Origin of the sequence: Cupriavidus pauculus (assembly GCF_008801835.1) — a bacterium.
GTDB classification, from domain to species: Bacteria; Pseudomonadota; Gammaproteobacteria; order Burkholderiales; family Burkholderiaceae; genus Cupriavidus; species Cupriavidus pauculus.
Genome location: NZ_VZOW01000041.1, coordinates 36,264 through 47,844, shown reverse-complemented (window position 1 = coordinate 47,844; position 11,581 = coordinate 36,264). Strand labels below are relative to the sequence as shown.

10 protein-coding genes and 1 pseudogene are annotated in these 11,581 nt (G+C 65.9%); all 11 read left to right on the top strand.

The window, feature by feature from the left end; all coding sequences use genetic code 11:
* A pseudogene (locus F7R19_RS26205) lies at window positions 1-228 on the top strand (methyl-accepting chemotaxis protein); the annotation flags it as partial.
* Between the two features lie 145 nt (window positions 229-373).
* Complete coding sequence (locus tag F7R19_RS26200; RefSeq protein ID WP_150982512.1) at window positions 374-2,353, top strand: putative bifunctional diguanylate cyclase/phosphodiesterase; 1,980 nt, start codon at window positions 374-376, stop codon at window positions 2,351-2,353.
* 203 nt (window positions 2,354-2,556) lie between these two features.
* Window positions 2,557-2,940 carry a response regulator gene (locus tag F7R19_RS26195; protein WP_150982511.1) on the top strand — a complete coding sequence of 128 codons (384 nt, stop codon included), beginning with the start codon at window positions 2,557-2,559 and terminating at the stop codon, window positions 2,938-2,940.
* A 186-nt stretch (window positions 2,941-3,126) separates the two neighbouring features.
* Window positions 3,127-3,615: a chemotaxis protein CheW gene (locus tag F7R19_RS26190; RefSeq protein WP_061960076.1), complete on the top strand. Its 489-nt coding sequence runs from the start codon at window positions 3,127-3,129 to the stop codon at window positions 3,613-3,615.
* 74 nt (window positions 3,616-3,689) lie between these two features.
* Window positions 3,690-5,327: a methyl-accepting chemotaxis protein gene (locus tag F7R19_RS26185; RefSeq protein ID WP_150982510.1), complete on the top strand. Its 1,638-nt coding sequence runs from the start codon at window positions 3,690-3,692 to the stop codon at window positions 5,325-5,327.
* A gap of 172 nt (window positions 5,328-5,499) precedes the next feature.
* Window positions 5,500-7,350 carry a methyl-accepting chemotaxis protein gene (locus tag F7R19_RS26180; RefSeq protein ID WP_150982509.1) on the top strand — a complete coding sequence of 617 codons (1,851 nt, stop codon included), beginning with the start codon at window positions 5,500-5,502 and terminating at the stop codon, window positions 7,348-7,350.
* A 125-nt stretch (window positions 7,351-7,475) separates the two neighbouring features.
* Window positions 7,476-8,228 (top strand): DUF4088 domain-containing protein, encoded by a 753-nt coding sequence (locus F7R19_RS26175; protein WP_061960079.1) that lies wholly within the window; start codon window positions 7,476-7,478, stop codon window positions 8,226-8,228.
* Between the two features lie 396 nt (window positions 8,229-8,624).
* Window positions 8,625-8,942 (top strand): flagellar transcriptional regulator FlhD, encoded by a 318-nt coding sequence (gene flhD / locus F7R19_RS26170; protein WP_008647543.1) that lies wholly within the window; start codon window positions 8,625-8,627, stop codon window positions 8,940-8,942.
* Window positions 8,939-9,544 (top strand): flagellar transcriptional regulator FlhC, encoded by a 606-nt coding sequence (flhC, locus tag F7R19_RS26165; RefSeq protein WP_150982508.1) that lies wholly within the window; start codon window positions 8,939-8,941, stop codon window positions 9,542-9,544. Before flhD ends, flhC begins: the two co-directional genes overlap by 4 nt.
* Before the next feature lie 125 nt (window positions 9,545-9,669).
* Window positions 9,670-10,533: a flagellar motor stator protein MotA gene (gene motA / locus F7R19_RS26160; RefSeq protein WP_049815961.1), complete on the top strand. Its 864-nt coding sequence runs from the start codon at window positions 9,670-9,672 to the stop codon at window positions 10,531-10,533.
* 15 nt (window positions 10,534-10,548) lie between these two features.
* On the top strand, window positions 10,549-11,526 hold the full coding sequence (gene motB, locus F7R19_RS26155; protein WP_150982507.1) for a flagellar motor protein MotB: 978 nt from the start codon (window positions 10,549-10,551) through the stop codon (window positions 11,524-11,526).
* Window positions 11,527-11,581 lie beyond the last annotated feature (55 nt).

Genomic DNA, 11,581 nt, shown 5'->3' with positions numbered 1-11,581 from the left:
CGTCACGCCGGCACGCCGACGCGCCCGGCGCATACGCTGCCCGCGGCGCCGGCCAACACCGCGACGTCGGGCGCAGTCGCCGCCCCGGCGCTGGCGCGCACGGCGCAGCCCACCGCCAAGCGTCCGCCGATCGTGCGCAAGGTACGCGATACGCAGTTGCTGCGTCCGGCCCCGAAACAAGCGGCTGTGGCTGCTGCCGCATCGGACGACAACTGGGCCGCCTTCTGAGACCGCGGGCCCGATACCCGTTAGGAACGAGAGTCACGAAGTCACGAGGTTCACACGGCGACCGCAAGATGCCATGATGCGGGCTTTTGTCTGCCACGCATTACGGTATTCGCGCGCTATCGCCGTCTTCCTACGCGCAGCCCCAATGATTGCCACGAATTTCAGCCTATTGCTGCTTGCGGCCTTGCTCGGCTTTGTTGCCGCGGGCGGGCTGCGCACAGCCAGACGGGGCGGCGACCAGGGGCGCAAGACTGTCCGGTCGCTGACCTGGAAGACAGCTCTGATGTCCCAGGTCATGCTGGGCATGCCGGTCTGGGTGGCGCTGGCGTCCGGCACCCTGACCGCCGCCAACGACGGCTTGCAGATGGCCACGGCTTTCGCCGCGTCGCTGGCCGCCGGCGTTGCCGCGTCCCATTTGTTTGCACCGGTCTGGCAGTGGTTGCGTCAAGGCGGGCGGGGCTGGCATCTGCTGATGGCTACGGCGATGCTGGCTGGCGCCGGGCTTGTCGCCATGGCCGGCGCGCGCCTCGGCCGCGTCTGCGGCGGCACGTCGATGTCGCCGCGCGACTGCATCGATGCCGCCGGCATGCATGGTCCCGCCTGGCTGGCCGGCGGCCTTGCGCTGCTGTGCTCCGCGCTGTACGCGATGCATCGGCTGCAATCGCGTAAGTGGGCGATCGCGCCAGCCGACGCGCTGCTTGCCGAAGACGTGGTCGATGAGCCTGCGGTCGGCGCACCCGCGCGCGTGTCGCGCCTGATCCGTCGTGCCAACGGGCGTGTGGCCAGGCTGACCGTGCGCACCGCGGCGGGGCGCGAGCCGTCGACGGTGGGGGAATACAGCGTCAGCACCGACCTGCCCGATCGCACGGGATTTGCGCGCTGGCTGGACCAGACCATTGCGCATGCGCGCCTGGCGGAAACCAGCTGCGCGGTGCTGCTGATCCATATCGCCGATTTCCGCGAGGTCGACGAAGTCTTCGAGGTGCGTGCCGACGACATTCTGGCGCAGGACGCCGGCGCGCTCGCGCAGGCCGCGCTGGAGCCGCATCATTTCCTGGCGCGGCTGGCGCGCGACGAATTCGCGGTGGGCGTGCCGGAGCTGGTCCAGCACGGGCGCGCCAACGAACTCGGATCGCGCGTGCTGGGATCGCTGGCGGAGTTCGTGTCGGCGCGCGGGCTGCAGATGCAGATCGGCGTGAACATCGGCATCGCGATCTATCCGCGCGACGCCACCACGTCCGAGGCGCTGATGCAGGCCGCCCGCGTCAGCCTGAGCGAGGCGCGCCAAAGCGGCTCGAACCAGATGCGCGTGTTCAATTCCGCCGCCGGCGAACGCGCGCGCCGCGTGCGCGTGATTCGCCGCGATCTGTGGCCCGCCATCCAGGACGATGCGCTGTCGCTGGTGTACCAGCCCAAGTACGACGTCAGGACGCGCAGCGTGGTGGGCGCCGAGGCGCTGTGCCGCTGGCGGCATCCGGCGCTGGGCCAGGTCAATCCGGCCGAGTTCATCACGGTGGCCGAGCAGTCCGGCCAGATCGACAAGCTCGACGACTGGGTCATCTCGCAGGTTTGCGCGCAGGTGCGCGCGTGGCAGGATGCCGGGCTGCGGACCGTGCCGGTGGCGATCAACGTGTCGGGTCTGCGTTTTGCCAGCCGCAATTTTCCGCAATACCTGCTCGAACAGGTCCACCTGCACGATATTCCGCCCTCCGCCATCACGCTGGAAATCACCGAAACCGCCGCGATGAAGGACATCGGCAAGTCGCTGGAGACGCTCACGGAGCTGCAGTCGCTGGGCATCCAGGCGGCGCTTGACGACTTCGGCAGCGGCTATTCCAGCCTGGGCTACCTGAAGCGGCTGCGTGTGGGTACGCTCAAGATCGACCGCACGCTGATCGGCGGACTCGATGCCGATCCGCAAGGCCGCGCGATCGTGGGATCGATGGTGGCGCTGGCGCACGAGCTGCGCATGAAGGTGGTGGCCGAGGGTGTGGAATCGACCTCGCAGCTGGACATCCTGGACGCCATGGGCTGCGACGAGGTGCAGGGCTACCTGATGTCGGTACCGCTGGACGCGCCGACCTTCGCCGAGCTCTTGCCCGGTCCGCAGGCGCTGCGCGCGTAAGCCCGCGCGCCCGCGCGGGGTTTGCCGCACCGCACCGCATCGCGCAATTTTGTGCGCGGCAACGCTAAAGGGCGGGCGTTCCGTGTCGATATGACCAAGGCAGGGCGGTGGCTTCGGCCGCATCGGCCCCTGCGTGCCGCTGGCCTGTCCGTCGCCGGCTGGCTGCCTTGCCGCTGGCGGACGCAACCCATCCGGAGTCCCCGATGTCCCTTCCGCACATCCTCGTCGTCGACGATTCTCCTTCCCTGCGCCGCATGACGGTCGCGTGCCTGCGCGCGGGCGGCTATACGGTGACGGAAGCCGCCGACGGCAAGGAGGCGCACGAAGTTGCGCTGGAGGGGCAATTCGGCATGCTGGTGACCGACCAGGTCATGCCGGGCATGGACGGCCTGTCGCTGATCCGGGCGCTGCGCGCCACGGCGCCGTATGCGTCGATCCCGATCCTGATGCTGTCGACCGAGCACGACGACCATATCGTCGACCAGGCGCGCGAGGCCGGTGCGTCGGGCTTCCTGGCCAAGCCGTTCGACCCGGAGGCGCTGCTGGCGTCGGTGCAGGCGCTGTTGCCCCCTCCCACGGTGGGGTAAATCCGGGCCCAAGTCGCCCTTAATTCACCCCGCGCAATGCCGTAATCACTGGAGGGCCATAGCAGGTGGTCCGGCCGATTGGCGCGGCATCGCCGCGTCGGTCATTGCGCCGGCCGCCGCTTCGGGTCGCCAGCAGCCAGGGGCACGCTACCCCGGCCACGACCAACCATGCCAGCGGGGGCAACCATGAACACCAGCAACAGTCGCGCGGACGGCGCCGGGGAAGAATTCCTGGCCTTCCGGCTCGGCCGCGAAGAGTACGGCATCGACATTCTCAAGGTCCAGGAGATCCGCGGCTACGAGTCGGTCACGCAGATCGCCAATGCGCCCGACTACCTGAAGGGTGTGATCAACCTGCGCGGCATCATCGTCCCGATCATCGACCTGCGCATCAAGTTCAGGCAGGCCCAGATCAGCTACGACCAGTACACGGTGGTGATCATCGTCGACATCAACGACCGTACCACCGGCCTCGTGGTCGACGGCGTGTCGGACGTGCTGACGCTGGCGCCCGCACAGATCAAGCCGGCGCCGACGCTTTCGGGCGGCGTGGAGACCGACTACATCCGCGGGCTCGGATCGCTCGAGGGACGCATGCTGATTCTGGCCGATATCGAGAAGCTGATGAATGTCGACGATCTCGCGGCGCTCGACGCCGCGGCCGGCGCCACCTGAAGTCCTTCACAAGCGGCTCGCGGCGCCGGACACATGCGGCGCGCGGGCCGACGCATTCAACGCAGTCAACGTCCATGCGCAACAACCAGCCTGTCACACAGCGCGAGCACATGCTCTCGCCGAACGATTACCTGATATCGCGAACCGACCTCAAGGGCCGGATCACGTTCGCGAACCGGGCGTTCATCGAGATCAGCGGGTTTTCCGCGCAAGAGCTGCTCGGCGCGCCCCATAACCTCGTGCGGCATCCCGACATGCCGCCGGAGGCGTTCGCCGATCTCTGGACGTCGATCCAGGCCGGCAAGTCGTGGGTGGGCATCGTGAAGAACCGCCGCAAGGACGGCGACCACTACTGGGTGCAGGCCACCGTCACGCCGACGCGTGTCGATGGGCGCATCGCCGGCTTCACGTCGGTGCGCTCGATGGCCACGCGCGAGCAGATCGAGGCCGCACAGGCCGCCTACCAGCGCTTTCAGGAGAATCGCGCGGCCGGGCTGGCGATCCGCGAGGGCGCGGTGGTGCGCACCGGCATCGCCGGATTCATCGGACGGCTGGCGCGCGTCAACCTGAAACGGCGCATCCAGTGGGCGCAGATGGCGGGCCTGTCGTGGTTCCTGCTGGCGCTGATCGGTGTGCACTGGATGGCGCCCGAGGCGGCCGCGCAACTGTGGCCGTGGCTGTGGGGCGCATTCGCGCTGGCCGTGGTGTCGTCGTTTGCGGCAGGGGCGATGCTGGTGGCGCGCGTGGAGCGCCCGATCGCCGAAATGCTCGACTTCGCGCTGCGCATGGGCGCTGGCGACCTGAGCACCACCTTCGACCACAAGGCTGCCGACGAGGTAGGCGCGCTGGCGCGCGCGATGCGCACCATGCAGCGCAGCCTGCTTTCCGTGGTGCACGACATCCAGCAAGGCATGGTCAGCATTTCCACGGCCACGCATGAAGTGGCCGCGGGCAACAACGATCTGTCGCAACGCACCGAGCAGCAGGCCGCGTCGCTCGAGGAAACCGCTTCGAGCATGGAACAGTTGACCGGCACCGTGCGCCAGAACGCCGATAACGCGCGTCAGGCCAGCGGGCTGGCCGCCAATGCGTCCGAAACCGCGCTGCGCGGCGGCGAATCGGTGGGCCGTGTGGTGCAGACGATGAACGACATCAACGACGCCTCGCGCAAGATCGTCGACATCATCGGCGTGATCGAGGGCATCGCGTTCCAGACCAATATCCTGGCGCTCAACGCGGCCGTGGAAGCGGCACGCGCGGGCGAGCAGGGCCGTGGGTTCGCGGTGGTGGCGGGCGAGGTGCGCAGCCTGGCGCAGCGCAGCGCCAATGCCGCCAAGGAAATCAAGGGTTTGATCGGCAATACCGTGGCGCGCGTGGAAAACGGCACGGCACAGGTCAGCGAGGCCGGCGCGACGATGGACGAGATCGTGCAGGCCGTGAAGCGCGTGACGGACATCATGGGCGAGATCAGTTCCGCCTCGGCCGAGCAGAGCGCCGGCATCGAACAGGTCAACGAGGCGGTTGCGCAGATGGATGAAGTGACGCAGCAGAACGCTGCGCTGGTGGAGCAGGCTGCTGCCGCGGCCGGTTCACTGGAAGAACAGGCCGACCGCTTGCGCGAGTCGATTTCCACGTTCCGCGTCAGCGCGCAGGCCGAAGTGCGGCCCACGCGCGTGCGCGACGGGATGGCGGACGCGCGGGCGGCGGCTTGAAGTGGGGAGCGGGCGGCATCCGCATGGGCGCCGCTGCAGACGCGCCGCGCCAAATGGCGCGGCATCAGGAACGGGGTACAGCCGCCGCTCATGCAAGCGGCAGCGACATCAACCCGGGGCGTTGCCTTGCTGGCCGTCCCGGACTTTCTGACAGAAGAAGGGGGTAGTTCTTATGCAGTGGTTCAACCAACTACGCGTTACGACCAGGCTGATTGCCGGCTTTCTGGTGGTATCCGTGATCGGCGCCATCATTGGCCTGCTGGGCGTCGTCAACATGGGGCGCATGGCCGAATGGACCGGCAAGATCTACAACTCGGACCTGCAGGCGCTCAAGGCCGTGCAGGACGGCAACATCAACCTCGTGTACGCCAGCCGCGCGCAGATCGCGCTGCTGTCGGCGTCGACCATGGGCGAGCGCGCCACCGAGAAGGATGAGATCCAGAAGTCGCTGGCCGCGATGGAGGCGCGTGTGAAGACCGCGAAGGATTCATTCAGCCAGCCCGAAGGCCAGGCGCTGTTCAAGCAATATGAGGCGCTGGTGCCGCCGTTCCGCGATCGCATGCTCAAGTATGTGGAACTGGTAAGCAAGCAGCCGCTGGATACGTCGCAATTCGAAAGCACGGTCTTCACGGAAAGCGCCGACCTGCTCAAGGAAAGCCGCGCGCTCGAGGAAGTGCTGTTCAAGATGGTGAAGCGCCGCGACGACCGCGCGCGCGCCAACATGGACGAGTCCACCAGCGTCTACAACAGCTCGCGCGTGCTGATGCTGGTGCTGGTGCTGGGCGGGCTTGCGGTATCGGTGCTGCTGGGATGGTTCCTGGCCCGACAACTGTCGCGCCAGCTCGGTGGCGAACCCGGTTATGCCGCATCGATCGCCGCACGCATCGCCGACGGCGATTTCTCGGGCAAGGTGACGCTGCGCCGTGGCGACCAGAGCAGCCTGCTGCACGCAATGAGCCAGATGCAGCAGCAGTTGTCGCACATGGTGCGCGACTTCAAGGAATCGGCGGAATCGATCGGCACCGCGTCGCGCGAGATCGCGGCGGGCAACAACGACCTGTCGCAACGCACGGAGCAACAGGCGGCGTCGCTCGAGGAAACCGCTTCCAGCATGGAAGAGCTGACCAGCACGGTGCGCCAGAACGCCGACAACGCGCGCCAGGCCAGCGGGCTGGCCGCCAATGCGTCGGACACCGCGGTACGCGGCGGCGAAGTGGTGGGTCGCGTGGTGCTGACGATGGGCGAGATCAACGACGCATCGCGCAAGATCGTCGACATCATCGGCGTGATCGAGGGCATCGCGTTCCAGACCAACATCCTGGCGCTCAACGCTGCCGTGGAAGCGGCGCGCGCCGGCGAGCAGGGCCGCGGTTTCGCGGTGGTGGCCGGCGAGGTGCGCAGCCTGGCGCAACGCAGCGCCAACGCCGCCAAGGAAATCAAGACGCTGATCGACAACTCGGTGGCGCAGGTTGACACCGGTGCGGCACTGGTCAGCCAGGCCGGCACCACGATGGACGAAATCGTGCAGGCCGTGAAGCGCGTGACCGACATCATGGGCGAAATCAGCGCGGCGTCCGCCGAGCAGAGTTCGGGCATCGAACAGGTCAATCAGGCCGTCGCGCAGATGGACGAGGTGACGCAGCAGAACGCCGCGCTGGTCGAGCAGGCCGCTGCAGCCGCCGGATCGTTGCAGGATCAGGCGGCGCGCCTGATGGAGTCGGTGTCGGGCTTCCGCCTGTCGCAGGAAGACGCCGCGGTGCCGGCGCTGGCTGCGCCTGCTGCTTCCGCTGCGCGTTCGGTGGTGCGGCCGACGGCCACGGCAGCGGGCGCCCGCGCAGCCAAGACACGCAAGACGGCGCGTGCCGCGGGCACGGCGCTGGTTGCCGCGGCCACGGCCGCGCCGGTCATGGCTGAAGTTGGCGACGACGATGCCGATAGTGATGGTCAGTACAAGCGTCCCGCGCTTGCCGCTTCGTCGGCAAGTCACGGTGCTTCCGACAACGGTGACTGGAGCGCGTTCTGAGCGCGTACGCGCGTATCCGAACGTGGCTTGAATGCACCGTGATCGCCATCGCTTGACGATGGCACGCGCCCCGGCAGCGGTCTTGTAAAAGATTCGCCGGGGCGCTTACCCGTTTCAAGAACATCATGAACACCGACATCAGCCTGTCCCTGTCGGCCGAAGCCACGGCAAGGCTGCGCGCGGACTTCGATGCCTTTGTAAAAGTTTCCACCGGGCTGGATGCGCAGTTCATCCCACCCGCGTTCGACGACTTCCTGCGTGCGCGCCTGATGCAGCAGGACGGCCCGCTGACTGAGCGTGCGGTGATGCGGCTCTTGGCCAGCGGCGAGTACGGCTGGGCCAGGAAGGTCTTCGACAAGCAGTTGCCGAACGCGCTGGCCGCGCTGATGCGCGACGCCGAACGCTTTGGCTTTGGGCTGGCGGTACAGCCCGAATGGACCACGCAGCAACGTGTGGAACACGCGCGCGAATGGGCCAGCAACATCCTTTCCGAAGCGGGCGCAGATGCCGCGTTCACCGAGGCGCTGGCTGCGCAGATTGCCTCGTCCGCCGTCGATATCCGCACGCTGGAAGAGCGCATGCGCACGCCGGCATGGCGCATCGCCGATAGCCTGCGCCAGCGCGCTTATGACGTCATGTACGCGCTGCAGACCGAACAGAGCGAAGCGCTGGGACGCAGCAAGGTGGGCGAGTTGCGCGCGCTGCTGGGACTGGCGCTTGAGTACGGCTCAGTGAGCGCCGAAGAGGCCGCGCGCGTGCTCGAACAGGTGGAGCGCGCGCGTCCGCATCTGTTCCGCGAAGCCCCCGACGACGTCTTCGCACGGCTTGCCGCATGGCTGCGGCGCGTCTTTAGCCAAGGCGCGCTCGTTCGTCAATAGTGGAAAGCGGCAACCCTCTTTCGTAGGTGACGTGTGCACCGCGGCGGTCCCGTGTCCGTTCAGTACAAAATCGTTACGGTCTTGATGTAAATCACAAGCTGACGGCCGAGGCTGTTACAAAATTCGCGGCCCATGTCTTTTCCGTACGACATTTGCTTCCCCCCAACGTAAGTAGGGATTGGCATTTCGGGCCGATTGCCGATATAAACGTAACAGTTTCACTTACACTCTGTACCATCTGTAACGTTTCAGAGTTAAGGTGTAACCGGGCGAAGTTCCTTTCGTAGTACGTCGTACCCACTCGAACACGCACCCAAACGATCTGGTCGCCGGCAAGCAGTTCTGCCGGTAAGCGCCGGACAAGCGGTCGAGGGGTTTTTTGGTAGCGGGGAAAAATTGGAAAGCAGTGAAGTTCTCCAGGAGATCAGGGAGGTCAATCTTGCCTATCTCCTACTGGCGCAACGACTGGTGCGCGAAAACCAGGTGGAAGCCATGTTCAGGCTTGGCGTCAGCAAGGAAATTGCTGAGATCCTTGCCAAGCTGACCTCGGCGCAACTCGTCAAGCTGGCAGCATCGAACATGGTGCTGTGCCGTTTCCGCTTCGACGATCACGCGCTGCTCTCCACGCTCACCCACACGGCCAAGAGCCATGATATGCAGCAGATCCACGCTGCTATCCTGCTGGCCCGGCAACCTGTGGAGTCGCTCAATTGACCGCGCTCCTCCAGGCCCAGCCGGCCCGCAGCTTCACGGCCACTCCCGTTCCCAACCGCAAGAGCGTCCTGCAGGATGCCAACCAGACCCAGCTCGCCATCGAGCTGATCGGCCTGGGTGCGCGCCTGCAGGTGCTTGAAGCCGAGACCACGCTCTCGCGCGACCGGTTGATCCGTCTCTACAAGGAGCTGCGGGGCGCGTCGCCGCCCAAGGGCATGCTCCCGTTCTCGACAGACTGGTTCACCACCTGGCTGCCGAATATCCATTCGTCGCTGTTCTTCTCCGCCTACCAGTTCATGGTGCAGGAAGGCGAGACGTCGGGTATTCGTGCCGTGGTAGCCGCTTATCGTCTGTACCTCGAGCACGTTTCGCTGCTTGGCGGCGAAATCGTCTTAAGTTTCACCCGTGCCTGGACGTTAGTACGGTTTTTCGAGAGCAACATGCTGCAGCTTTCCACGTGCACCTGTTGCGGCGGTAAGTTCGTGACGCATGCCTATGAGCCGCACACGAACTTCGTCTGCAGCCTGTGCCGTCCGCCGTCGCGGGCCGGAAAGGTGAAGAAGCTCTCGAAAGACGCCGCAGCCGCGCAGACCGACGCCTGATTCCATCCAGCCTGACGTCCGCGCGGCAGGCGGGCCCCGGCAGCGCCGGGCGGCGTTAAGCCGCTCGCGCAATGCCGCATGGCCTGTGCGTGCCTGACGCGTGTTTTTCAGACGGGGATCCGATCGTGCTAGTAGTTATTGGCTATGTCGTCGTAGTCGTGGCGGTGCTGGGTGGTTACGCCCTCACCGGCGGCCACATGGGCGCGCTTTATCAACCGGCGGAGCTCATCATCATCGGCGGGGCCGCGGTTGGCGCATTCATCAGCTCCAACAGCGGCAAGGCCATCAAGGCCACGATGAAAGCCATGCCCTCGTTGCTGCAGGGCTCCAAGTACAAGAAGGAACTGTACCTGGACGTGATGGCGTTGCTTTACGTCTTGCTCTCCAAGGCGCGCCGCGAGGGCATTCTGTTCCTCGAAAAGGAAATTGCCGATCCCGCATCGAGCAGCGTCTTCAGTCAGTACCCGCGCATCCTGGCCGACGCCAAGATGATGGAGTTCCTGACCGACTACCTGCGCATGATGGTCAACGGCAACATGAACGCCTTCGAGATCGAGGCGCTCATGGACCACGAAATCGAAACGTTCCGCCACGAAGCAGAGATTCCTGCCCATGCGCTGTCGCGCGTTGGCGATGGCCTGCCGGCGTTCGGCATCGTTGCCGCGGTGATGGGCGTGGTGCACGCGCTGGCCTCGGCCGATCTGCCGCCAGCCGAGCTGGGCGCGCTGATCGCCCACGCCATGGTCGGAACGTTCCTGGGCATTCTGCTGGCTTACGGATTCGTGTCGCCGCTGGCGTCGCGCGTCGAGCACCAGGTGTCCGAGAGCATCAAGATGTACGAGTGCATCAAGGTGACGCTGCTGGCATCGCTCAACGGTTACGCGCCCCTGGTGGCCGTGGAATTCGGTCGCAAGGTGCTGTACTCCACGGTACGTCCGTCGTTCCTCGAGCTCGACGATCACGTCCGTGAAGTCAAGAGCCTGACCTGACCGGGAGAGCAAGCCATGAGCAGTGCCCAGGATCTGCGCCCGATCGTCATCAAGAAGGCGAAGTCGCACGCCAAGCCGCACGGCAACCATAGCTGGAAGATCGCCTACGCCGACTTCATGACGGCCATGATGGCGCTGTTCCTGGTGCTGTGGCTGTTGAGCACGTCGTCGCCCAAGACGCTGGTCGGCGTGGCCGAGTATTTCAAGATGCCGCTCAAGGTGGCGGTGGTCGGTGGCGACAAGAGCAGCCTGTCGAAGAGCGTGATTCCGGGCGGCGGCAAGGACCCGATGGCCAAGGACGGCGAGGTGATGAAGGCCCTCACCAACGATCCGGCCGATGCGCAGCGCCGGCGCGACCAGCTCGACAGCGAACGCCTGCGCGCGCTGAAGGGCCGTCTGGAACAGATCATCGATAACAACCCGACGTTGCGGCAGTTCCGTCCGCAACTGCTGCTGGACATCACCAGCGAAGGGCTGCGCATCCAGATCCTGGATACCAAGAATCGTCCGATGTTCCGCACCGGCAGCGCGGCGGTGGAGCCCTACATGCGCACCATCCTGCGCGAAATCGGCCCGGTGCTCAACGAAATGCCCAACAAGGTGAGCCTGTCCGGTCATACCGATTCGGCCACGTACATGATGGGCGAGCGCGCCTACAGCAACTGGGAGCTGTCGGCCGACCGCGCCAACGCGTCGCGCCAGGAACTGATCGCCGGCGGCATGCAGGAAGGCAAGGTGCTGCGCGTGCTGGGACTGGCCGACACCATGCCGCTCGAGAAAGGCGATCCGCTGGCGCCAGTGAACCGGCGTATCAGCATCGTGGTGCTCAACAAGCGCGCGCAGGCCCAGTTCGAAACGGAAAACGCCAGCGCGGCGGAGGTCTCCGTGCAGGCGCAGAAGGGAGCAATGGCGCAGGAGTTGCAGGAGCAGATGGGCGCGGCATCGGCGCCAGCGGCCAGACCGGCAACCGCGCCCAAGGGCAGGATCGAGTGAGGCGCGCCGCCTGGGGAGGGCGGCGCATCTTCCAGTGCAATCTAGCGAGTCAGGA